This is a genomic window from Flaviflexus salsibiostraticola (genome assembly GCF_003952265.1).
GTDB classification, from domain to species: domain Bacteria; phylum Actinomycetota; class Actinomycetes; order Actinomycetales; family Actinomycetaceae; genus Flaviflexus; species Flaviflexus salsibiostraticola.
Window position 1 is genome coordinate 514283 of sequence record NZ_CP034438.1, and the last position, 23438, is coordinate 537720.

The window sequence follows — 23438 nt, forward strand, 5'->3', positions numbered from 1 at the left end:
TCCGTGCTGAGAATCGCTGTCCCCAATAAGGGCTCACTGTCCGAACCTGCATCGACGCTTCTCGCTGAGGCCGGCTACCGCCAGCGCCGCGACCCGAAGGAGCTCGTCCTGCTCGACGAGGCGAACGGCGTCGAGTTCTTCTTCATTCGCCCGAGGGACGTCGCCGTCTACGTCGGTGCGGGCACGGTCGACGTCGGCATCACCGGCCGCGACCTCCTCATCGACTCGGGTGCCGAGGCGATCGAGCATCGCGCCCTCGGATTCGCACGATCGACGTTCCGCTTCGCGGCACCGGGCGGCTCCATGTCGACGATCGACGAGCTGGCGGGCAAGAGGATCGCCACGTCCTACGACCAGGTCGTCAGGAAGCACCTCGGGGAGAAGGGCATCGACGCCACTGTCGTCCACCTCGATGGCGCGGTCGAATCCTCCGTCCAGCTCGGGGTTGCCGACGCGATCGCCGACGTCGTCGAGACCGGCTCGACCCTGCGGGCAGCGGGCCTCACCGTGTTCGGCGAGCCGCTCATGCTCTCCGAGGCCGTCCTCATCCGCCGCACCGGCGAGGAGCCCGAAGGACTCAACATTCTCGACCGCCGCATCCAGGGCGTCCTCGTCGCCCGCGGCTACGTCCTCATCGACTACGACATCCACCGGAGCCACCTCGACGAGGCGGTCAAGGTGACCCCCGGACTCCAGTCGCCGACCGTGTCCCCGCTGCACGATGGGGAGTGGTACGCGGTCCGCGCGATGGTGAAGAAGGATGACAGGAACAAGGTGATGGACTCGCTGTACGACGCCGGCGCGCGTGCCATCCTCGTCACCCCGATTCTCGCCTGCAGGCTGTGACCGATACCTTTCGACCCCGGATGGCGAGATACGTGTGCTACGGTCTCGCCATCCTCCTCATTGCCGCCACGGCAGTCCTCTTCTCAGTCTCGCCGAGCTTCGGCATGTATGCCTGGGGGACCATCGACTACATCGGAACCCTTCTCCTCCTCGCGTTCTTCCTCTGGCTGCTCTGGATCCAGGTCCAGGTCCGCGTCGAAGTCCGTGAGGAGGGGATCTACATCAAGAACCTCATCTACTCCCACACCCTCGACTGGGCCGAGATCGTCGGGGTCGACTTCGGCGAGGGACCCTGGGTCCGGGTCGATACCTCCGAGGGCCACGTCATCAACGTTATGGCGATCCAGAGCGCCGATGGTGAGTATGCCCGCCGGGAGGCAGTGCGCCTCGCGACCCTTATCGATCGCATGCAGTCGAGGTAGTCGACGTGTTCGACTGACCGGCGGAACCTCGCACCATTGCGGCCAGCCAGTCCGTCTCGCCGCCCTCATCGATCACATTCTGTCCAGCTGGTATTCAGGGCTCAGCGGTGGACCCACCGGCACCCACGCACCTCCGCACGGACACACCCCTGCGTGCTCCGCAGCGAGGCCCGTCCTGCCCAGCACCCAATGATGCGTGCGATGCGCCGGTCACGTCCTTCGCTCCTGCCGAGTTGACCATTCTCGTATCGTTCTTGCTGCCAGAGCATGGCGAAGGCGTGTCCATGCATTCCCGTGTTGATTCGCACGCAGAGACGTCATCGCATAACTATGACGACACTATTAACGCTCCGCGCCATGAGGCGTGCGTCATAACCTGCGCATTTCGGACGGAACCCGTCCACCACCTGTTGCGCTCTGGCACGGCATAGGCTCGGGACTATCGGAGCAGATCACCGAGCATGCTGGGCTCGCCGCGCCAGGCGGGGGCCTGGTGGATGGGCGCCCTCACGCCGATCGAGCGCCCGCCTATTCGGACTGGAAGCGTCCGCAGAAAGCCCACCTTGGTCCCACGACCTCGGCAAACCTGGGGCCCATGATGACTGATGTGCAGGGGCGAACTCTCGCCGGACGGCACGATCAATTTCCACACAGTCTTCACTGCGGCCGCTGGCGGCGCTCCCTTTTCTGAAAGGCAACACCAATGATCAATCTTCGTGAGGAGGTGCGGGCGAACGATTTGACCAAGGGTCATCGGATTTTCCTGCTTATTCTCGTATCAATGGGTAGTTCGATTATTTATGCACCTGCCTACCTCAAGAATGTCATCTATGACCCGCTCATGGAGGCGCTCAACGCCAGCAATGAGCAGATCGGTTCGCTCATCACCGCCTACGCGATCACGGCGACGATCTGCTACCTCCCGTCCGGCATCATCGCCGACAAGATCCGCATGCGCACCCTGGCCTGGGTCGGCTTCAGCTCGACCGCGGTCCTCACCTTCATGTACGGCCTGCTTCCGTCGATGGTCATGCTGCACCTCATCTTCGTCGGCATGGGCGTGACAACGATCCTCATCTGGTGGGGCATCCGCTTCAAGCTCGTCCGCCTCATCTCCGAAGAGGAGGATTACTCGCGCAACATCGGCCTCTCCTACGGCGTCTACGGCGCCGCCGGCCTCATCATGGGTGTCGTCCAGCTCGCCATCATCTCGTGGATGGCGACGAACATGGACATGGCCGTCCGCTCGCTCATCTGGATCCTCGCCGGCATCATCCTCGTCCTTGGCGTCCTCTCCTTCCTCTTCATCCCGAAGTTCGAGGGCGAGATCGCGAACACGAAGGAGAACGGCTTCTCCCTGTCGGAGCTGCGCGACGCGCTCAAGTCTCCTGTCGTCTGGATCGCCGCGGCCACGATGTTCTGCGTGTACTTCTACTACACGGGCGTCTCCTACACGACCCCCTACCTCACGTCGGTCCTCGGCGCGAGCGTCGGCATCGCCACGTTCGTCTCGGTCATCCGCACCTACGGCGTCACCCTCCTGTCCGGCCCCGCGTTCGGCTTCATGGCGAAGGCCGTCAACTCCCCGTCGAAGATCATCGCGGCAGGCTCACTCGTCACCGCGATCTCGATCGTCGTCCTCACCTTCCTCCCGTCGAACCAGGCGGCGACCATCATCGCGGCCCTCATCATCGTCCTGCTCGGCTTCATCGCAAACGGCGTGTTCGGCATCGTCTCCTCGCAGCTCACCGAGGGCAAGGTTCCGCTCACCATCTTCGGTACAGCGACCGGCCTCCTCTCGGTCGTCGGCTTCCTGCCCGACACGTTCTCCTCGAAGTGGTTCGGCGCAATGATCGACGAGAAGGGCAACGACGCGTACCCGCAGATCTTCGGCATCCTCGCCGGCGTCGCGGTGCTCGCCATGGTCTGCGCCATCGCCCTCATCCTTTACGTCCGCAGGACGAACGCCCGCACGGCCGACGCGGTCATCGAGGCCGAGATCGCAGCCCAGGGCACGATTCCGCCGGCAGCGGCTGAGGCAGCGCTCGCCGAAACGGCAGTCGAGGTGGAGCCGACCCGTGGTTAACAAGATCGATGTCCCCTCGCGCTGGACGGCAGAGACAGGCGAGGCGGTGGCGAAGCAGAACGAACTCGCAGCCGACGTCTACTCCACCGACCAGAGCGTGGCGGAGATGAGGGAGGGCTACCGCAGGGAGCGCGCCTACTGGAACGAGGGCGGGCCGGTCATGGCCGCCACCGTCGATGGCGTCATCCCCACCGAGCACGGCGAGATCAAGGTCCGGATGTACCGTCCGACCGCCGATGCTGTCCTTCCCGCCATCTTCTTCACCCACGGCGGCGGCTGGTGCCTCGGTGACCTTGACACCCACGACAGGATGACCCGGCTCATCGCCGAGGAGTCCGGCGCGGCGGTCATCGCCATCGACTACGGGCTCGCCCCCGAGACGAAGTACCCGACCAACCTCCAGCAGTGCGTCGCGGTCGTCCAGGCGATTCGCGCTGCCGCCGACGAGTGGGGCATCGACAACGCCGATGTCTCGTTCGCGGGTGACTCCGGCGGGGCCCACATTGCGCTCGGCTCCTACCTCTACCTGCGGGACGTCGAAAAGGCGGCAGACAATGTTCGCGCCCTTCTCCTCTTCTACGGGTGGTACGGCCTGCGCGACTCGCCCTCGCAGCGCCGCCTCGGCGGCCCGTGGGACGGCATCACCCAGGAGGAGCTCCGCTTCTACCTGAGCCAGGCGCTGACCGATGAGAGCCAGATGACCGACCGGTTCCTCGATCTGTTCCAGAACGATCTGACGAGGGACATGCCGGCCACCTACATCGTCGCCGCGGATCTCGACCCGCTGCTCGATGACTCGCGTCTCCTCGCGGAGATCCTCAAGGACTCCGGAATCCCGGTCACGCTCGACATCTACGAGGGCATCATCCACGCCTTCCTCCATCATTCACGGATTGTGCCCGAAGCGGGAGCGGCCATTGCGGCTGCGGCCGACTTCTATCGCGCACAGGCCGAACGGTCCTAGGTGCGGCCACGCACAACCACCACCACACAGAAAGAAGTGACATCACCATGGATTTTTCGCTGAACGAAGACCAGGAGCTCATGGTCGAGGGTTATCGCCAGCTCATGGAGTCGCGCAACTGGGAGGACTACTTCCGCGAGTGCGACACGAACTCGGAGTACCCGATCGAGTGGGTTGAGGCGATCTGCGAGCTCGGCTTCGACCGGATTCTCCTGCCGGAGGAGCACGACGGCTTCGGACTAGACTGGACGGCGCTCACCGCGGCGTACGAGGAGCTGGGCCGCATGGGCGGACCGACCTACGTCCTCTACCAGCTGCCCGGTTGGAGCACGGTCCTGCGCGAGGGCACCGAGGAGCAGAAGGAGAAGATCCTCTCCTTCGTCGGTACCGGTCAGCAGATGCTCAACTACGCCATGACGGAGCCCGGTGCGGGCTCCTCGTGGGACGAGATGGCGACAACGTACACGCGCAGGGACGGCAAGGTCTATCTCAATGGACACAAGACGTTCCAGACGTCGGCCATGCACGCGCCGTACATGATCGTCATGGCCCGCAACGCCGACGACATGTCGGTCTACTCCGAATGGTTCGTCGACATGTCGAAGGCCGGCATCACGAAGGAGCCGCTCAAGAAGCTCGGTCTCAAGATGGACTCGTGCGCGGAGCTCTACTTCGATGACGTCGAGCTCGAGGAGTCCGATCTGTTCGGCACCGAGGGCAACGCGTTCATGCGCGGTGTCCAGGACTTCGACCTCGAGCGCTTCCTCGTCGCGCTGACCAACTACGGCACGGCCTACATGGCGTTCGAGGATGCGGCGAAGTACGCGAACCAGCGCGTCCAGGGCGGTGAGGCCATCGGCCGCACCCAGCTCATCCAGCTCAAGTTCGCGGAGATGAAGGTCGCCCTCGTCAACATGCGGAACATGCTGTACGAGATCGCCTGGAAGTCCGGTAACGGCACGCTCGGCCGCGGCGACTGCTCGATGGCGAAGTACTACTGCTCGCACGCGTCCAGCGAGGTCGTCGACCACGCGCTGCAGGTCCTCGCCGGCATCGGCGTCACGGGCGAGCACCGCGTCCAGCGCGCCTACCGCGACCTGCGGGTCGACCGCGTCTCGGGCGGCACCGACGAGGTCATGATCCTCGCGACCGGCCGCGCGGCGCTGCGGGACTACAGGTAAGGGGAAGAGCTCAATGGAGACAGTGAAACCGTCATTCGGCGTCCTCGATGACGTCAAGGTCGTCTACTCGGCCGTCGAGATCGCTGCGCCCACCGCGGCCGCGATCATGGGCGAGTGGGGTGCGGATGTCACGTGGATCGAGAACGTGTGGAGCGGTGACTCCATGCGCGACACCGCCTGGGTGAAGGAGATGGAGCGCCGCAACATGCGGTCGATCTCCCTCAACGCCTTCACCGAGGAGGGGAAGGAGGCCCTTGCGGGCCTCGTCAAGGATGCGGACATCTTCATCGAGTCCTCCAAGGGCGGCACCTACGCCCGCAAGGGGATCACCGATGAGTGGCTGTGGAGCATCAACCCGAGGCTCGTCATCGTCCACGTGTCCGGCTTCGGCCTGACCGGGGTCAAGGAGCGCGTCGAATCGGCGGCCTATGACCTGACGGTCGCGGCCTACGCCGGCATCGTCGCCCAGAACGGCACGCCCGAGCAGCCGATGAACATCCACCCCTACGGGGCGGACTACTTCAACGCGCTCATGATCGTGTCATCCTCGCTCGCCGCCCTCCACAGGGTCGGCGTCACGGGCGAGGGCGAGTCGGTCGAGGTCGCCATGTACGAGACGATGCTCCGCGTCGGGTCGTACTACATGATGGATTACCTCAACGCCGGCGTGACGTACGACCGTCCGGGCGGGCGCCACCAAAACCTGTGCGGCATCGGCCTCTACGAGTGCGCGGACGGCTACATCGGTCTGTGCCTGTACGGCGTCCCGCAGAACAAGTACCTGCTCGAGCAGATCGGCCTCGGCGACCTGTGGGGCACCGAGGAGTACCCGGAGGGCACGTCCGCTCTGTGGCTCGACGGCCCCAAGGCGGAGCTCATCGAGCAGAAGCTCGAGGAGTACCTCGCCGCCCGGTCGAAGTGGGATGTCGAGAAGGACTTCGTCGCCCACAGGATCGCGGCCCAGGTCGTCAACGAGATCAAGGATGTTCTGGCCGACGAGCATGTCGCGCTGCGGAACAACTTCATCGAGTGGGAGAACGCTGAGGGGAAGACCGTCCGCGGTCCGAACACGTTCCCGACGTTCGCGAAGAACCCGGGCGGCTTCTGGCGGCCCATGCCGAACCTCGGCCAGGACTCACGCGACGTCCTTGAGCGTGCCGGCTTCTCGGATGAGGACATCCGTCGCTTCGGCGAGTCGGGCGCAGTGAAGTTCGGAGAGCAGGTGGAGCAGCCGTAGGCTGCGCGCGATGACAGACATGAGTGTGGGGGAGCTGTGGGAGGCACGGTGCGTGTCTCACCCTGAGGCCGAGTTCCTCGTCTTCGAGGATCCGGATTCGGGGCGCGTCCGTCGGTACACGTACGGGCAGTTCGACTCTCGGGTCGAGGCCCTCGCGGACATCCTCGCCGATCGCGGCATCCGCGCCGGCGACCGCGTGGCCACGCTCCTCCACAACTCTGTCGAGTTCATCGAGACCCTCCTGGCGCTGGCGAAGATCGGCGGCGTCCTCGTCCCGATCAACGCGGCCAGCACACCCTGCGAGGCCCGCTACATCCTGGGCCACACCGGGGCACGTCTCGTCGTGTCCGACCCCGATCTCGGGGCGGACCTCGAGTCCCCGCAGCTCCACATCCGGGGCTGCGCGGAGGGCGCCTACAGCACACCACCTGCGCCGCCGCGGGCACGCCGAGACAGCCCGGCGGGCAGCGACCTCTTCCAGATCATGTTCACCTCGGGCACGACGTCCCGGCCGAAGGGCGTCATGCTGTCGCACCGCAACGCGACCTTCTCGGGCGAGTTCTGCGTGTGGCAGATGGCGATGACGAGCACGGACCGACTGCTGACGTCGATGGCGATGAGCCATATCAACTTCCAGTTCTCGGCCCTCATGCCCGTCATCGAGGCAGGCGCGACCCTCGTCGCCCTCACACGCTACTCGGCGACGCGCTTCTGGAGGTCAGTCCGCCGCCATCGCGCCACCCTCGTCCAGGGGATGGCGATGATCGCCCGAACCATGCTCAAGCAGCCGGTCGATCCGGGGGAGAGGGATCATGTCGTGCGCGACATGCACTACTTCCTGCCGCTGAGCGATGCCGAGAAGGAGGAGTTCACCTCCCGCTTCGGCGTCACCCTGCTCAACAACTACGGCTCGACAGAGTCTCTTGTCGGCGTCATCACCGACCCGCCGGTCGGGGAGCGGCGCTGGCCCTCGATCGGCAGGATCGGGCCCGGCTACCGGGCACGGATCTGCGCCGAGGACGGCACCGAGCAGCCAGCCGGTCAGTGCGGGGAGCTCTACATCCATGGCATCCCCGGGGTCAGCCTCATGATGGGCTACTGGAACGACCCGGCGGCGACCGCCGCTGTGCTGGCCGATGGCTGGTACCGCACCGGTGACTACGCCGTCGTCGACGAGGAGGGCTGGTTCTTCTTCCTCGACCGGCACCTCGACCTCATCAAGCGGGCCGGCGAGAACGTCTCGGCCACCGAGGTCGAGTGCGTGCTGTCCGGGTGCCCCGGAGTTGAGGCAGTCGCCGTCGTCGGCGTGGTCGACGAGGTGCGGGACATGGCGGTCAAGGCTGTCGTCGTCCCCGCATCCGAGCATGTGACCGCCCAGTCCATCATCGACTACGCCTCCCGCAGGCTGTCCTATTTCAAAGTTCCCACAATCATCGAGTTCCGCAGCGCTCTGCCGCGCGGCGCCTACGGCAAGGTCAACCGCCAGGCCCTCAAGGAACCCGCAGAGATCTCTGACCGGCCGCGGGCCTGTCAGCCGACACCTCACATCACGACCAGTCACTAGAAGGAGACCAGATATGGCGATCAATACGGAGATGGTGGGCCAGACATTTGGCCCGTTCGTCCGCGAATACACGTTCCGCGACCTCGAGCTCTTCGCGCTCGGCTGCGGCGCCGGCATCGACGGCCGGGACGGCCTCGAGTACATCAACGAGAAGGATTCGACGAACCCGGAGCTCAAGGTGCTCCCGATGTTCGGCGCGATGCTCATCGTCGACTCCGAGGTCACGCGCACCATCGACTACGGCTACAACTACGCGGGCTCCCTCCACTGGGGCTTCGACATCACGTTCCATGAGCCGATCACGAAGATGGCGGACCGTCTCGAGACCTTCGTCAGGCTTGAGGGCCTCTTCGACCGCGGCGAGGGTCGCGGCCTGCTCGCCCAGCACATCGGCGACACGTACGACTCGGATGGCACGAAGCTGTTCACGACCGAGTCGTGGGACTGCCTCATCTACGACGGCGGCTGGGGCGGCCCCGCCGCACCGAAGGACATCGTCGAGATGCCGGACCGTGAGCCGGACGTTGTCGTGACCGAGCGTATCCCCGAGAACCAGGCGCTCATCTACCGCCTGTCGGGCGACTACCACCCGCAGCACATCGACTGGGACTACGCCGCCGAGAACGGCGAGCCGCGCCCGATCCTCCACGCGATCTCCTACGCGGGCGTCGTCATGCGCCACGCCATCAACGAGTTCGTCCCCGGCGAGCCGGAGCGGATCACCCGCTTCAAGACCCGGATCACCTCACCCGTCCACCCGGGCACCACGCTCAGGACCGAGCTGTGGAAGGTCGGCGAGGGCGAGCTCCGCTTCCGCCTCGTCGATGAGGATGTCGACGCGACGGGAGCGAAGCCCCACCTCAACTGGGGAATCATCGAATTCAAGTAGGCGAACTGGAGCGGGCCACCCGCAGCGGAAGAAGGAAGAATGCAGAAAGTTAGCCTCGACGATCTGGGGATGAACACATTCCTCAAACGGATCACCCTCTACTCATCGGGAGGTCCGTTCCTCGAGGGATACGTGCTCGGCGTCATCGGCGTCGCGCTGCCCCTCATCGTCAGCGAGTTCAGAATCGATGAGCACTGGAACGGACTCCTTGGAGTCGCCTCCCTCATCGGCCTGTTCTTCGGCGCCTCTGTCGGCGGATGGCTCACCGACCTGCTCGGCCGGAAGCGGATGTTCATCATCGACATCGCGCTCATCGGCATCCTCTCCATCATCTCCGCCTTCGTGGCGAGCCCGCTCCAGCTCTTCATCGTCCGATTCCTCATCGGCCTCGCCGTCGGCGCGGATTATCCAATCGCGACCTCGATGATCGCCGAGTTCACGCCGCGCCGCTACCGGGCGATCTCGATGGGCTTCATCGCAGCGATGTGGTACATCGGGGCGAACACGTCCTACGTGGTCGGCTACTTCCTCCTCGACCTCAAGGGCGGTTGGCGGTGGATGCTCGCGAGCTCGATCATCCCGTGCCTCATCATCCTCATTGGGCGCTGGTCGATCCCCGAATCCCCGCGCTGGCTCATGTCGAAGGGCCGCACGGACGAGGCCGAGTCCATCATGGAGTCGATCTTCCACACGCCGGTCCAGCTCGAGGATGAGACGGCAGAGAAGACGGATCTGCGCAGGCTCCTGCACGGCACCTACCTCAAGCGCATCATCTTCGTCGGCGTCATCTGGCTGTGCCAGGCAATCCCCATGTACGCCATCTACACGTACGGCCCGCAGATCATCTCCGGGTTCGGCTTCGGCGAGGGCCGCGCGGCCCTCATCGGCGAGATCATCATCGGCACCTTCTTCATGATCGGCACCATCCCGGCCATGTTCCTCGCCGAGTACTGGGGCAGGCGCCCCCTCATCATCTGGAGCTTCGTCATCATGACGGCCTCCCTCGCGATCCTCGGCATCATCCCCGCGCCCACGATGGTCGTCGTCGTCAGCTGCTTCGCGATTTACGCGATCGCCTCGGGCGGCCCGGGCAACCTCCAGTGGCTCTACCCGAACGAGCTGTTCCCCACGAGCGTCCGTGCAACGGCGATGGGGGCGGCCATGGCCCTGTCCCGCATCGGCACCGTCGTCTCGATCTACATCCTGCCGACGTTCCTCGCGGAGAACGGGACGGGCATGACCATGCTCGTCGGCGCGGGGATCTCCCTGCTGGGCCTGTGGATCTCGATCGCCTGGGCGCCGGAGACCTCCGGATACCCGCTGACCGAGACCTCATCCGAGGGCTTCAATGCCCGGAAGGTGGCGTCGCGATGAGGATCTCAGGCGAGGCGCAGGTCCCCGGCATGGTGGAGGATCCGCAGCTGATCATCGACCAGGTCGTCGGCGTATTCGGCGAACTCGGTCTTGAAGCATTCGACATTGTCCGGGTGGAGGGTGAGGGCGCGCATGAGCGTCGATCCCTCGATGGCGTCGAGCAGGCGCGTGACGGAGATCTGCGTCGACAGCTCGCCGGCATTCTTGAGGATCCAGAGACGGTCGCGGACCGCCCGCATCGGGTAGAGGACGTGCGCGTTGTATATCTCGATGAGGGCGGGCTCGTTCTCCGTGTTCATCTCGACGAGGATGCGGCGGATCGCCTTCGAATGCTCGCCGAAGTAGAGGCCGAGGCGGTAGATCACCTCGTCGCGCAGGATCTCCCGGACCGTCGTGCCCGTGATCGGGGGGAACTCGATGAACTGGTTGAAGGAGTCGATGAGGAGGCGGTCCCGGCTGTTCCAGCGGGCGTACATCGTCGACTTTCCGACGCCGGCCAGCTTCGCCACGTTCGTCAGGTTGAACCCGTACCAGCCGGCTTCGCCGTAGAGATCGAGCGCTGCGCGCATGATCCGCTCATCCGCATCGCTGCTTCGCGGCCGCCCAACAATAGAGAACTGAGTCACGTGTCTTCCCTCCACAGAGCCAAAATGTCTCGCTGAACTATCCAATCAGGTCCAAAGTCCGGGGACCTGAGACCTAAGTCCACGCGGCCACCGCGTGCCCGGCACCACGCTGCACACCACACACAGAAAGAGGAAACCATGAGCGTCGTCGTCGCTTACAAGTACGCGTTCAATCCCCAGGACGCCTCGGTCGGGGCCGATGGCCAGATCGACTGGTCGCGCGCCAAGCCCGCCGTGTCCGAATACGACCCCGTCGCCATCGGCCTTGCCCGCACGATCGCGGGCGATGGCGAGGTTGTCGGCGTCTCCGTCGGCACCGCCGCGGTCGCCAGCTCCATGGCGAAGAAGAATGCCATCTCGAAGGGCCTCGATCGGGCCCTCGTCGTCGCCGATGATGCGAGCGCCGAGTGGAACGCGACGAAGGTCGCGTCCGCCCTGGCTGGCCTCGTCCGCAGGGTCGACGATGTCGAGGTCGTCCTCGCGGGCGATTCCTCAATCGATGAGGGCGCCCGGATCGTCCCGGCGATCCTCGCCGGCCACCTCGGCTGGCCCTGCTTCCAGGACGTGCTCGGCGTTCAGAAGACCGCGGATGGCGTCACCGTCATCCAGGCCGTCACCGGCGGCACCCGCACGATCGACATCACCGGACCGGCCGTCCTCGCGGCCACGTCCGACGCGGTCGAGGTCAAGGCGGCCTCGATGAAGGACATCCTCGCCGCCGGCAAGAAGCCGCTCGAGGAGGCCACGGCCGACGAAGTGGGCGTGTCCGACGCCGCCGTCACGGTCACCGACCGCAGCAGGCCCGCCCCGCAGGCGCGTAAGAACGATATCCGCAGCTCCGCCGACGCAGCCGGCCTGGCCGGCGAGCTCCGCGCAGCAGGCATTCTCTAGAAAGAAGATGAACATGGCACAGATTTGGCTTATTGCAGTGAACCCCGACGTCGCGAACCTTCTTGAGCTCGCCGCGGGCCGACCCGTCACCGCCGTCACCCTCGGCGCGGACATCCCGGGCGCCGCCCGGCAGATCGTCATCCCCGTCGCCGAGGGCACGCCCGCCGAGGCGGCCGCCCCGGCCGTCGCCGAGGCGATCACGGCCGAACCCGGCGACATCATCCTCGCCGCGAACCGCTCCGCGGAGCGCGTCCTCGCCGGTGCGGTCGCCGCGAAGCTCGACGCGCCCGTCCTCTCGGGCGTCACGGCGATCGGTGACGGCACTGCCCGCCTCGCCCGCTACGGCGGCATCGTCGAGGAGACCGTCTCCTTCGAGTCCGCGGTCGTCGCGGTCGCGGATGGCGGCACGACCCCCGTGGGCGACGTCCCCGCGTCGGAGACAGGCCCCGCAACCGTCCACGCCGCCGTCGTCACCTCGACGAGCCGCTCCGATGGCGAGTCCGTCAACCTCGCGGCCGCGAAGAGGATCGTCGCCGTCGGCCGCGGCTTCAAGTCGGAGGAGGACCTGAGGCTCGCCGAGGACTTCGCGAAGGCCATCGGCGCGGAGATCGCCTGCTCGAGGCCGCTGTCCGAGGGCACCGAGTGGCTGCCCCGCGACCGCTACATCGGGATCACCGGCCAGCATGTCGCCCCCGAGGTCTACGTCGCGATCGGCATCTCCGGCCAGATGCAGCACACGGCCGGCATGGCAGGATCGGGCACCGTCATCTCCATCAACAGCGATGACAAGGCGCCGATGTTCTCCCAGTCCGACTACGGCATTGTCGGCGACCTCTACGAGGTCCTGCCCGCACTGACAGAGGCGCTCGCGTGACCGACTACGACTTCGATGTCATCGTCGTCGGTGGCGGTGTCGCGGGGACGGTCTGCGCCTACCTGCTCGCGCAGGAGGGCCACGAGGTCCTCCTCGTCGAGCGGGGTGTCGAGCCGGGCTCGAAGAACCTCTCCGGCGGCGTGTTCTACTGCAGGATCATGCAGGAGATCTTCCCGAACTTCCTTGAGGAGGCGCCGGTCGAGCGGACCATCACCCGCAACTGCGTCTCATTCCTCAACGAGGGCTCGGCCGTCACCATCGACTACTGGGACCAGCGGCTGGCGGAGCCCGTCAATGCGGTGACCGTGCTGCGGGCAAAGCTCGATGCGTGGCTCGCCGAGCAGTGCGAAGAGGCCGGCGTGACGGTCATGCCCGGCATCAGGGTCGATGAGCTCCTCCGTGAGGGCGAGCAGTTCGTCGGCGTCCGCGCGGGCGAGGACGAGCTTCGCGCCCGCGTCGTCATCGCGGCGGATGGCGTCAATTCCTTCCTCGCCCAGAAGGCCGGCATCCGGTCCAAGGCGGAGACGAAGGACCTCGCGGTCGGCGTCAAGTCGGTCATCCGGCTCGGCGAGGACACAATCAGGCAGCGCTTCAACCTGTCGGGCAACGACGGGGCCGCGTACGCGGTCGTCGGCGACTGCACGAAGGGCGTCGCCGGCGGCGGGTTCATGTACACGAACACGGACAGCGTCTCCATCGGCGTCGTGCTTCGGCTCGATGATCTCGCCGCCAAGGGCGAGGCCTCGAGCGACGTGCACGACCACTTCCTCTCCCACCCGTTCATCGCCCCCTTCCTCGAGGGCGGAGAGCTTCTCGAATACGGCTGTCACATGGTGCCGGAGGGCGGGCAGGGGATGATGGGGGATGTCGTCCACCCCGGGCTCCTCATCATCGGCGACGCCTCGGGCCTCTGCCTCAACACCGGTTTCACGGTGCGGGGCATGGACCTGGCCGCGGGCTCGGCCCGCGCCGCCGCCCAGGCGGTCGACCGGGCCCTCAAGGCCGATACGGTGACGGCACAGGCGCTCGGCAGCTACACGACGTTCTTCAACGAGAGCTTCGTCGGTCAGGACATGGCGACGTATGCGAAGGCGCCCGCCTTCCTCGAGAACGAGGAGCTCTACGGGCAGATGGGTGTCCTCGTGGCGGATGTCATGCATGACGTCTTCAACCACGACCTGAGCCCCCGCAGACCGCTCGTCAAGGTCGCGCTCGGCGCCTTCAAACGGTCGGGGTTGACGGTGCGGCGCCTGGCGAAGATCGGCTACCAAGGAATGAGGTCACTCTGATGTCTGATTTTGTCAACGAGTCAGTCACCCAGAGGCTGGCCGGCAACCACTACGAGATCGATGAGGGCAACTCCCACATCGAGGTCAACCAGGAGATCGCCAAGGCGACCGGCACGGGTAAGCTCCTCGTCCGGATCTGCCCCGCGCAGGTCTACTCCGAGCGTGAGGATGGCACGATCGACGTCGAGTACGCGGCGTGCCTTGAATGCGGCACGTGTTTGGCGGTCGCCGCACCGGGCGCCCTCACGTGGCACTACCCGAGTTCCGGAACGGGCATCGTCTTCCGCGAAGGCTAGCCAGGTCGGCCCGCTCCCTGTGAGCGGGCCGTTTCCGTTCGCCGACTCCGTCGGAATCGTACGGCTGTGACGAATCTGCTCAGGCCGTATCGCTTGACTGCGCTGGTTGAGCGCTATCCTGGCTGGCGTGACTAGAACCTCTGTGCTCCGCTCCCCGGGCATGCCCCTCGTCGTTGCGATGACGGCGCTGGCCTTCTCCGGCTACTCCGCCCTCATGCCCGTCGCGCCGCTGTGGGCGGCCCAGGGTGGGGCCGATGCGGGCGGTGTCGGGCTGGTCAACGGCATGCTCATGCTGACGACCGTCCTCACTCAGCTCATGGTGCCGGCGGCCCTGCGTCGGTTCGGCTGGGAGTCGGTCCTCGTCACGGGCACGCTCTTCCTCGGGCTGCCGACGGCAGGCCTGTTCTTCGGCGACAGCCTCGGCCTCATCCTCCTCGTCTCGGGCCTGCGCGGCATCGGCTTCGGCATCATCACCGTCACGGGCAGCGCCCTCATCGCCGAGCTCGTCGATCCGATGCGCAGGGGAGAGGCGATCGGCGTCTATGGTCTCGCGGTGGCCGCCCCCCAGATCCTCTTCATCTCGACCGGGCCCTGGTTCGCCGAACGCTTCGGCTTCGAGACGATGTTCGCGGTTGGCCTCCTGCCCATCCTCGGCGCCGTGCCCGCCTACATCCTCGGCAGGCGGATGGAGCGCCTCCCGAAGCCACTCGAACGAGCCCCGTACAGGAATCTCCTGCGGCCGATCCTCCTCCTCCTGGCGGTCACCCTCGCGGGTGGCGCCATCATCACCTTCCTCGCCCAGATGGTGTCGGCGCCCTGGATGGCCATGGTCGCACTCCTCCATCTCACCGTCTTCGCCGCGGCCTCGCGGTGGCGCCTCGGCGGGCTCGCGGATGAGTTCGGCGCCCGGCGCTTCGTGTGGCCGCTCGTCGTGGCGACAACGATCGGCATGGCCCTCATCGCCTTCTCCGTCCGAGAGGAGACGACCCAGATCGCCGTCCTGCTCATGGGCACCTCCCTCGTCGGAATCGGCTATGGCGGACTGCAGAATCTCACGCTCCTCATCGCCTTCGACGGGGTCAAGCGCGCGCACTACGGATCCGCGAGCGCGGCGTGGAACATCGGCTTCGACGCGGGCACGGGCATCGGCTCCGTCGCCATCGGTGCGATCGCCGCAGGCTCCTCCTTCAGCACCGCCATCCTCGTCGGCGGCGCGATCTCGCTGCTCACGCTGCCGCTCGCGATCCGGCGGACTCCAAAGGTCAACGGCTAGAAGGTCACTGGCCAGACGGCCACTGGGCACGGGCAGTTGGCCCGCGCCGCGCCGCTGTTCTGCCTGTTTCCGGCAGTGCCGTAGGGCACAGTGGAGGGCACAGTGGAGTGATCATCCGGATGGGGGAGCGGCATGGAGATCGACAGTGACAGACGGGTCATCGCGAGTGCGAGTGACCTCGCGGCGGCATCGTCGTGCGAGTATTCCTGGCTCAGGCGGCTCGATGAGCGGCTGGGACGCCTCGATCCACTCGAGCGGAGCGTCGACGCGATGATGGCGCGAACGGCCGGCCTCGGCGAGGTCCATGAGCAGCGGGTGCTCAACCGACATCGGGACCTGGGCAGGCGGGTCGCAATCATCGGCCGCCCCGCCCGGCATGACCGGCTCAGCCTCGAGAAGGCGGCCGAGGAGACGCTGGCCGCGCTGAGGTCCCAGGCGGACGTGGTCTACCAGGCGGCGCTTCTCGCCGATGATGATCGTGGCCTGCCGTTCGTCGGCTTCGCCGACTTCCTCGTCCTTCAGGAGGACGGCTCGTACCGGGTGCAGGACACGAAGCTCGCCCGCACCGCGCGGGTGACCGCGCTCCTTCAGCTCGCGGCCTACGCGGGTCGGCTGAGGGCGCTCGGCATCCCGGTCGACGATCGGGTCGATCTCGTCCTCGGCGATGGCACGATGAGCACCCATCTGCTCGCGGACATCGAGCCGATGTATGCGCTGCGGCGCAGGAGGCTCGCCCAGATCGTCGGCGAGCGTCTCGAGGCGGCCGGGCCGGTCGAGTGGGGCGATGATCGGTACTCGAGGTGCGGCTCCTGTGAGGACTGCGCGTCTGGGATCAACGAGCATCGCGACATGTGGCTCATCCACGGACTGCGGGGTTCCCAGCGCGCCAAGCTCAGATCGGCGGGGCTACAGAGCATCGACGATGTGGCGGCCTGGCGGGAGGGCTCCCCGACAGGCGGTGTACCCGCGCGGACCATGTCGAAGCTCGCCTCCCAGGCCAGTCTGCAGATCGCGAGCGAAGGCCTGGACCAGCCCCGGTTCACGGTTATCGATCCCCAGGCGCTGGCTGCACTGCCGGCGCCAAGCGCGGGTGACATCTTCTTCGATTTCGAGGGTGATCCGCTGTGGACGCCGGACGGGGCGACGTGGGGGCTCGACTACCTGTTCGGGCTCGTCGACGCGGCGGGTGAGTTCACGGCGTTCTGGGCGCACGATCTGAGGGAGGAGCGCCAGGCGCTCCTCGATTTCCTCGACTTCGTCGAGGCCCGCAGGGTTCAGCATCCCGACATGCACATCTACCATTACGCGAGCTACGAGCGGGCTCACCTCGCCTCGCTCGCCCAGCGGCACGCGGTCGGGGAGGATCGGGTCGACACCCTCCTGAGGGAGGGCGTCCTCGTCGACCTGTACTCGATCGTGGGCCGAGGCCTCCTCATCGGCAGCCCCTCGTACTCGATCAAGGCGGTCGAGGCGCTCCACATGGCAGGCGAGCATCGGGAGGGCGTGACGACGGCGGCCGACAGCGTCGACCAGTACGCACTCTACGTCCAGCTGTCCGAGGCCGGGCGCGCCGATGAAGCCGCGGCGATCCTCGACGAGATCGCCGACTACAACCGGTACGACTGCCTCTCGACGCTCAAGCTGCGCGACTGGCTCCGTGACCTTGCCGCCGAGCACCCCGCCACACCCCCGACCGGCGGCACAACAGAGGAGAGGCCGGCGCAGCCGGAGTCTGCCGAACGCACCCGCCTCGAGGCCGAGGTCATGGAACGCGCTGGGGATCCGTTCGACCTGAGCCGGACGGCGGAGGAGAGGGCATGGGGGTTGGCGGCAGCCGCCCTCCAGTACCACCGGCGGGAGGAAAAGTCGTTCTGGTGGGAGCACTTCGCACGCCTGAGCGAGCCGGTCTCCGAGTGGGCAGGAACGCGGAACGTTTTCCTCGTCGATGAGGCGACAGTCATTCGCGACTGGTCAATCCTGCCGCGCGCCAAGACGAGGTCCCGCGACCTTTTACTGACGGGGGAATGGGCGGCGGGCAGCACGCCGAGCGACGGCGGCTGCTTCCTCGTCTACGACGAGGGCGTCGTCTCTGAGAATCACCCCGGCCAGCGGATGGCAATCGAGTCCACCATCGTCGATCACGGCGACCGCACGGTGACCGTGAAAGAACGACTGAAGGAAGGGACGGAGTCCTACGACACCCTTCCCTTCGCGGTGACGCCCGGCTCGCCGCCCAAAATTGGCAACCTCGAGGTGAGCATCGAAGCCTGGGTGCGCCGCGCACACGACTCGGGAGCGATTCCGGCCGATCCGCTGGGGGACCTCCTGTGCCGGCGGCCTCCCCGGTTCGTGTCCGGCGGGGGTCCGGCGCCCATGAGCGTGGACGATACGGTCACACCCGTCATCGCCTCCCTTCGGGACCTCGACCATAGCTATCTTGCGGTCCAGGGCCCTCCCGGGACGGGCAAGACCTACGTCGCCGCACACACGATCGTCGAGCTGGTCCGCCAGGGCTGGCGGGTCGGCGTTGTCGCCCAGTCACACAAGGTCATCGACAACGTCCTCATCAAGGCCCACGAATACGGACTCGATCCGGAGTTCATCGCCAAAGCGCAGACCAAGGACCGCGGGCGACTGCCGCTTCCGATCACCCATGTCCCGAATGCGAGGGCTAATGAGTTCAGAGCCGGATCCGGCGCCCTCATCGGTGGCACCGCCTGGTGCTTCGCGAAAATGGCGGCGGGCGGTCTCGACCTGCTCGTCGTCGACGAGGCCGGGCAGTTCTCGCTCGCCAACACGATCGCCGCCGCGGCCTGCGCGAGGCGGCTCCTCCTCGTCGGTGATCCCCAGCAGCTGCCGCAGGTCACGGTCGGCACCCACCCGGAGCCTGTCGATATCTCGGCGCTCGGCTTCCTCAGCGCCGGGCATGACGTCCTCCCGCCCGAGTACGGGTACTTCCTCCCTGAATCGAGGCGAATGAGTGCGCCGGTGACCGCTGCGGTCTCCGCGCTGTCCTATGAGGGCAGGCTCCACTCCCACCGGTGCACCGCGGAGCGGTCACTGTCGGGCGTCGCTCCCGGTGTCGAGGCGATCCCCATGCACCACCGGGGTAATGTCACGTCATCTGTTGAGGAGGCGGAGGAGGTTGTTCGGATCGCCGCCTCCCATCTCGGCCAGGACTGGTTCGATGGCGAGAAGTCGAAGGCCCTCGGCCAGGGCGACATCATTGTCGTCAGCCCCTACAACGCCCAGGTCGACACCGTGCGCCGCGCACTCGATCGTGCGGGGCTGGGGGAGATCAAGGTGGGCACCGTCGACCGCTTCCAGGGTCAGGAGGCCGTCATCGCGATCACGACCCTCGCAGCCTCATCCGCTGCGGACGTGCCCCGCGGGCTCGAGTTCCTGCTCCAGCGCAACCGACTCAACGTCTCGATCTCCCGGGCCATGTGGACGTCCTACATCCTCTACTCGCCCGGCCTCATCGACCACCTGCCGCCCACCCCGGCCGGACTGGCGGAGATGAGCAGGTTCGCCCGGCTCGTCGGCGCCGACGCCTGAGGACACCCATCACTCTCCAGCAGACTCCGGGGACCTTCGGCGCTGACGAGACATTCCCGACATTCCACCGATCCTGCCCTCTGAGTGACCTCGGCATGGACTAGGGTTCTGGCGTGAGCAGAAGTGAGAGAGTCTATTCCACCCTCGTGACCCGCAGCCCCAAGGCGGCCGAGGCCATGCCGGACGAGGTGCGGCGCAACATCCCGAAGAACGGCATGCGCCAGGTCGTCGGCAACGCCCTCCAATCCTCGGGCGATCAGATCGTCAACGCCTCCACAGTCCTGCCCTGGCTGTTCGCCGTCCTCGGCGTCCCACCCTCGCTCACGGGCGTGCTCGTCCCGATCCGTGAATCGGGTTCGATGCTTCCGCAGGCCTTCCTCACCCCGCTCGTCCTCAAGGTCAGGCACCGGAAGTGGGTGTTCGTCACCGGAGCCCTCATCCAATCCGCCTCGGTGGCCTTCATGGCGGGCACCGCCGCGCTCGCCGAGGGCCTGACAGCCGGAGTGCTCATCATCATCGCACTCGCGGTCTTCTCACTCGGCAGATGCCTCGGATCGATCTCCTCGAAAGACGTGCAGGGTCGAACAATCCCGAAGGGTGAGCGCGGCCAGATCAATGGTCTCGCCACGACCGCCTCCGGCATCGTCGCCATCACCCTCGGTCTCGCCATCCGCGCCTTCGGCGGCGAGGATCTCTCACCGGGGCAGCTCGCGTGGATGCTGGCGGGCGGCGCCCTCCTGTGGGCACTCGTCGCCGTCGTCTATGCGGGCATCACCGAACCCTCGGAGGAGGGCACCACGGATTCCGCACGGGCTGAGGAGTCGAATGATTCGCCGAACTGGTTCGCCGGCATGGTTGCCCTGCTCCGGGACGATGATGTCTTCCGCCGTTTTGTCCTCGTCCGCAGCCTGCTGCTTGTCTCCGCGCTCAGTCCGCCCTTCATCGTCACCATGTCGATCCAGGAGGGCTCGAATATGCTCGTCGGCCTCGGCGGCTTCGTCATCGCCTCCGGGCTCGCCGCCCTCATCGGCGGCCGGATCTTCGGCCGCTTCGCCGACAGGTCGAGCAGGCGTCTCATGAGCGTCGGCGCGGGCCTCGCCTCGGCGGTCATCATCGCCATCGTCATCGCCGTGTCCCTGCCGGGCTTCGATGGCGCGTCATGGGTCGGGACGGCCGTCTTCGTCGTCGGCTACTTCCTCATCCGGCTCACCCACACGGGAGTGCGCGTCGCACGCAAGACCTACATCGTCGACATGGCGGAGGGCGATAAGCGGACGACGTACACGGCCGTGTCGAACACGGCCATGGGGATCATCCTCCTCATCGTCGGAGCCATCAGCTCCGCCATCGCCGCCGTTGCGATCATCTGGGCGCTGCTGTTCCTCGCGGCCATGGGCCTCATCGGTGTCTTCGCCGGCGGCACACTGCCGGACGTCTCCGCCAAGGCGTGACCAAGACAGAGCCCTGAACGGGACCAAGGACTGCTGACGGTTCATCGCCTGCTGTATAGTTCAGTCCATGCTGAACATTGAAGCGGACCGCGGGGCACGGTCCCGATCCGAGCGTCTCGACGTCATGCAGAGGCTGGGGCGGGCGATGGCGGACTCGACGCGCTCGCGGATCCTTCTCACCCTCCTCGACGGGCCGGCCTACCCGTCCGACCTCGCGCACGACCTCGGCCTGTCACGCTCGAACGTGTCGAACCATCTGGCCTGCCTGCGCGACTGCGGCATCGTCCTCGCCGTGAGCGAGGGCCGTCAGACCCGGTACGAGATGGCGGGCGGGCACCTCACACAGGCGCTCTTAGCCCTCGTCGACATCACGCTCGACGCCGACGAGTCCGCGCCCTGCCTCGATCCGGAGTGCTCCGACTGCGGGGTGGGGGCATGAGCGCATGCGGATGCGAACACGACGAGCGGGAAGAGGAGACCCCCTGGTGGCGGGACACCGAGATCCTCCTTCCAATCCTCTCCGGCCTCGCGCTGGCGGCGGGCTTCACCGCTGAACAGCTCGGCGCGGGCGGTGCGGCCTTCTACTGGGCAGGTCTTCTCCTCGGCGGGTACACGTTCGCTCCCACGGCCGTGCGGACGCTGGTCACCGAGCGCCGCCTCGGCATCGGCCTGCTCATGACGATCAGCGCACTCGGCGCCATCATCCTCGGCTATGTCGAAGAGGCGGCGGCGCTCGCCTTCCTCTACTCCATCGTCGAAGCCCTCGAGGATAGGGCGATGGACAGGGCGCGGTCCGGGCTCGGCTCGCTGCTGTCTCTCGTCCCCGAGACGGCGACGGTCGTGGTCGACGGTGCGGCCGCCGAGATCCCCGCCGCCCAGCTCACAGTCGGGGGCACGATCCTCGTGAGGCCGGGGGAGCGGGTCCCGACCGATGGGATCGTCGCGAACGGCCGCAGCGGGCTCGACACGTCGGCGATCACCGGTGAGTCGATCCCGGTCGATGTCGGTGTGGGCGATGAGATCATCGCCGGCTCCATCAACCTCACCGCGCCGCTCACGCTGACAGCAACCGCGAGCGGCACCGACAACTCGCTGACAACCGTCGTCAGGCTCGTCCGCCAGGCCCAGCAGGAAAAGGGCGAGCGCGCCCGCATCGCCGACCGCATCGCCCGGCCCCTTGTCCCCGGCGTTCTCATCCTCGCCGCCGCGGTCGCGATCCTCGGCTCTCTTTTCGGCGACCCGGAACTGTGGATCACCCGCTCCCTTGTCGTCCTCGTCGCCGCCTCCCCGTGCGCGCTCGCAATCTCTGTGCCGCTCACCGTTGTCGCCGGCGTCGGTGCGGCGAGCCGCTTCGGCGTCGTCTTCAAGTCGGGGTCAGCCTTCGAAGAGCTCGGCGGGATCCGGGCAATGGCATTCGACAAGACGGGCACGCTGACGATGAGCAGCCCGAGCGTCGTCCGGGTCGAGACGGCCCCCGAATACACCGCCGACGACGTCCTGTCTCTGGCCGCCGCCCTCGAGCAGCACAGCACCCACCCGCTCGCACGGGCGATCACGGACGCAGTTGCAGCACCGCCGGCCTCCGACGCCGAGGAGTCCGCGGGTTTGGGCATGACAGGGACGGTCGGCGGTGCCCGCGTCGCCGTTGGCAACCCGACGTGGCTGAGCTCAGGCCACCTCACCGCCAAGGTTAAGGAACTGCAGGGGAGCGGCATGACCGCCGTTATCGTTCACCGTGAGGGCGAGCCGGTCGGCGCAATCGGCCTGCGCGACGAGCTGAGATCCGAGGCCGCCGAGGCCATCGGGCTCCTCCACGAGGACGGCATCGAGACGGTCATGCTGACAGGCGACAGCGAGGCGTCGGCACGGGCCCTCGCCTCAGCCGCGGGGATAGACGACGTGCGAGCGAACCTGCGGCCCGAGGACAAGTCGGACGCGATCGCCGGGCTCACGGGCCGCGGCCGCACGGCCATGGTCGGCGATGGCATCAACGACGGTCCCGCCCTTGCCTCTGCCGACCTCGGCATCGCCATGGGCCTGACGGGTTCGGATGTCGCGATCGAATCAGCCGACATCGCCTTCCTCGGCGATGACCTGCGCCTCCTGCCGCAGGCGGTGCGCCATGCCCGTAGGGGAAGGCGCATCATCGACGAGAACATCCTCCTGTCGCTCCTCATCATCACCGCCCTCGTCCCCCTCGCCATCAGCGGCGTCCTCGGCCTCGCTGCGGTTGTCCTCGTTCATGAGGTCGGCGAGATCATCGTCATCCTCAACGGCCTGCGAGCATCCCGCAGGCCAACAGCGGGAACGAGCACGCCACAGGCAGTCACCGTCTGAAGGCTGGTCGGCCCGTACCGATCGTGCAGTGGTCGACCCTGACGAGTCGGCGTCCATGACTGCGCGGCCGGTCCGTGTCCATCGGTGCGGGGCAGGTCTGTGCCATCAGTGCGCGGCCGGCCCGTGTGAGTCGGTGCGGTGGTGCCGGCCGGGGCCTCACTGCATCGCACAGGCTCTCAGCACTGAGCGGCGCCAGAGTTCCCCGGCGCAATCCACCCTGGGCACGGATGGAGGGAGCGCTGACGTCCGTCGATCAACGACGCACTCCTCGTTCGGCCTG

The 23438-nt window shown here is 66.7% G+C and carries 19 protein-coding genes; 18 read left to right on the top strand and 1 reads right to left on the bottom strand.

Annotated features, from left to right (window positions below; translation table 11 throughout):
• The first annotated feature begins 3 nt into the window (after positions 1–3).
• The 9 genes from hisG to EJO69_RS02460 all read left to right on the top strand — a co-directional run bounded on the left by hisG (position 4) and on the right by EJO69_RS02460 (position 10563).
• The gene (hisG, locus tag EJO69_RS02420) at positions 4–846 is read left to right on the top strand and encodes an ATP phosphoribosyltransferase (protein ID WP_126038748.1); all 843 of its coding nucleotides are present in this window, start codon (positions 4–6) and stop codon (positions 844–846) included.
• Positions 843–1268 carry a PH domain-containing protein gene (locus tag EJO69_RS02425; protein ID WP_126038750.1) on the top strand — a complete coding sequence of 142 codons (426 nt, stop codon included), beginning with the start codon at positions 843–845 and terminating at the stop codon, positions 1266–1268. The genes hisG and EJO69_RS02425 overlap by 4 nt, the downstream gene beginning before the upstream one ends.
• 781 nt (positions 1269–2049) lie before the next feature.
• Positions 2050–3354, top strand: coding sequence for an MFS transporter (locus EJO69_RS02430; RefSeq protein WP_245993725.1), 1305 nt, complete (start codon positions 2050–2052; stop codon positions 3352–3354).
• Positions 3347–4318 carry an acetyl esterase gene (gene aes / locus EJO69_RS02435; protein ID WP_126038755.1) on the top strand — a complete coding sequence of 324 codons (972 nt, stop codon included), beginning with the start codon at positions 3347–3349 and terminating at the stop codon, positions 4316–4318. Before EJO69_RS02430 ends, aes begins: the two co-directional genes overlap by 8 nt.
• A gap of 47 nt (positions 4319–4365) precedes the next feature.
• Positions 4366–5499, top strand: coding sequence for a crotonobetainyl-CoA dehydrogenase (gene caiA, locus EJO69_RS02440; RefSeq protein WP_126038758.1), 1134 nt, complete (start codon positions 4366–4368; stop codon positions 5497–5499).
• 13 nt (positions 5500–5512) lie between these two features.
• Positions 5513–6736: an L-carnitine CoA-transferase gene (gene caiB, locus EJO69_RS02445; RefSeq protein ID WP_126038762.1), complete on the top strand. Its 1224-nt coding sequence runs from the start codon at positions 5513–5515 to the stop codon at positions 6734–6736.
• 10 nt (positions 6737–6746) lie between these two features.
• The gene (locus EJO69_RS02450; RefSeq protein ID WP_126038765.1) at positions 6747–8300 is read left to right on the top strand and encodes an AMP-binding protein; all 1554 of its coding nucleotides are present in this window, start codon (positions 6747–6749) and stop codon (positions 8298–8300) included.
• A 13-nt stretch (positions 8301–8313) separates the two neighbouring features.
• Positions 8314–9189, top strand: coding sequence for a MaoC/PaaZ C-terminal domain-containing protein (locus tag EJO69_RS02455; protein ID WP_126038767.1), 876 nt, complete (start codon positions 8314–8316; stop codon positions 9187–9189).
• A 39-nt stretch (positions 9190–9228) separates the two neighbouring features.
• A complete protein-coding gene (locus EJO69_RS02460; protein ID WP_126038770.1) occupies positions 9229–10563 on the top strand; it encodes an MFS transporter in 1335 nt (444 codons plus the stop codon).
• A gap of 5 nt (positions 10564–10568) precedes the next feature.
• On the opposite strand, the gene EJO69_RS02465 is transcribed toward EJO69_RS02460, so the two are convergent.
• Entirely contained in the window at positions 10569–11189 is a 621-nt protein-coding gene (locus EJO69_RS02465) for a TetR/AcrR family transcriptional regulator (RefSeq protein ID WP_126038772.1), read from the bottom strand.
• A 138-nt stretch (positions 11190–11327) separates the two neighbouring features.
• On the opposite strand from EJO69_RS02465, the gene EJO69_RS02470 reads away from it, so the two are divergent.
• The 9 genes from EJO69_RS02470 (at position 11328) to EJO69_RS02510 (ending at position 23158) form a co-directional block, all read left to right on the top strand.
• Complete coding sequence (locus tag EJO69_RS02470) at positions 11328–12080, top strand: electron transfer flavoprotein subunit beta/FixA family protein (RefSeq protein ID WP_126038775.1); 753 nt, start codon at positions 11328–11330, stop codon at positions 12078–12080.
• 13 nt (positions 12081–12093) lie between these two features.
• Positions 12094–12954, top strand: a complete 861-nt coding sequence (locus EJO69_RS02475; protein ID WP_126038777.1) for an electron transfer flavoprotein subunit alpha/FixB family protein — start codon at positions 12094–12096, stop codon at positions 12952–12954.
• Positions 12951–14243: an FAD-dependent oxidoreductase gene (locus EJO69_RS02480; RefSeq protein ID WP_126038780.1), complete on the top strand. Its 1293-nt coding sequence runs from the start codon at positions 12951–12953 to the stop codon at positions 14241–14243. The genes EJO69_RS02475 and EJO69_RS02480 overlap by 4 nt, the downstream gene beginning before the upstream one ends.
• Positions 14243–14539 carry a ferredoxin family protein gene (locus tag EJO69_RS02485; protein ID WP_126038783.1) on the top strand — a complete coding sequence of 99 codons (297 nt, stop codon included), beginning with the start codon at positions 14243–14245 and terminating at the stop codon, positions 14537–14539. The genes EJO69_RS02480 and EJO69_RS02485 overlap by 1 nt, the downstream gene beginning before the upstream one ends.
• Before the next feature lie 127 nt (positions 14540–14666).
• Positions 14667–15812 (top strand): MFS transporter, encoded by a 1146-nt coding sequence (locus EJO69_RS02490; RefSeq protein WP_211331476.1) that lies wholly within the window; start codon positions 14667–14669, stop codon positions 15810–15812.
• Positions 15813–15944: 132 nt separating this feature from the next.
• Positions 15945–19370, top strand: coding sequence for a TM0106 family RecB-like putative nuclease (locus tag EJO69_RS02495; RefSeq protein ID WP_126038786.1), 3426 nt, complete (start codon positions 15945–15947; stop codon positions 19368–19370).
• Positions 19371–19483: 113 nt separating this feature from the next.
• Positions 19484–20821: an MFS transporter gene (locus tag EJO69_RS02500; protein WP_126038789.1), complete on the top strand. Its 1338-nt coding sequence runs from the start codon at positions 19484–19486 to the stop codon at positions 20819–20821.
• Positions 20822–20888: 67 nt separating this feature from the next.
• Entirely contained in the window at positions 20889–21260 is a 372-nt protein-coding gene (gene cmtR, locus EJO69_RS02505) for a Cd(II)/Pb(II)-sensing metalloregulatory transcriptional regulator CmtR (RefSeq protein ID WP_126038792.1), read from the top strand.
• Positions 21257–23158 (top strand): heavy metal translocating P-type ATPase, encoded by a 1902-nt coding sequence (locus EJO69_RS02510; RefSeq protein ID WP_126038795.1) that lies wholly within the window; start codon positions 21257–21259, stop codon positions 23156–23158. Before cmtR ends, EJO69_RS02510 begins: the two co-directional genes overlap by 4 nt.
• The last annotated feature ends 280 nt before the right edge of the window (positions 23159–23438 follow it).

Bases quoted from the DNA above. Each gene is read 5' to 3' on its own strand.
- caiB (WP_126038762.1), top strand. From the start codon at position 5,513: ATGGAGACAGTGAAACCGTCATTCGGCGTCCTCGATGACGTCAAGGTC.
- EJO69_RS02475 (WP_126038777.1), top strand. From the start codon at position 12,094: ATGGCACAGATTTGGCTTATTGCAGTGAACCCCGACGTCGCGAACCTT.
- cmtR (WP_126038792.1), top strand. From the start codon at position 20,889: ATGCTGAACATTGAAGCGGACCGCGGGGCACGGTCCCGATCCGAGCGT.
- EJO69_RS02430 (WP_245993725.1), top strand. From the start codon at position 2,050: ATGGGTAGTTCGATTATTTATGCACCTGCCTACCTCAAGAATGTCATC.
- EJO69_RS02510 (WP_126038795.1), top strand. From the start codon at position 21,257: ATGAGCGCATGCGGATGCGAACACGACGAGCGGGAAGAGGAGACCCCC.
- EJO69_RS02485 (WP_126038783.1), top strand. From the start codon at position 14,243: ATGTCTGATTTTGTCAACGAGTCAGTCACCCAGAGGCTGGCCGGCAAC.
- EJO69_RS02470 (WP_126038775.1), top strand. From the start codon at position 11,328: ATGAGCGTCGTCGTCGCTTACAAGTACGCGTTCAATCCCCAGGACGCC.
- EJO69_RS02460 (WP_126038770.1), top strand. From the start codon at position 9,229: ATGCAGAAAGTTAGCCTCGACGATCTGGGGATGAACACATTCCTCAAA.
- caiA (WP_126038758.1), top strand. From the start codon at position 4,366: ATGGATTTTTCGCTGAACGAAGACCAGGAGCTCATGGTCGAGGGTTAT.
- EJO69_RS02450 (WP_126038765.1), top strand. From the start codon at position 6,747: ATGACAGACATGAGTGTGGGGGAGCTGTGGGAGGCACGGTGCGTGTCT.
- EJO69_RS02495 (WP_126038786.1), top strand. From the start codon at position 15,945: ATGGAGATCGACAGTGACAGACGGGTCATCGCGAGTGCGAGTGACCTC.
- EJO69_RS02455 (WP_126038767.1), top strand. From the start codon at position 8,314: ATGGCGATCAATACGGAGATGGTGGGCCAGACATTTGGCCCGTTCGTC.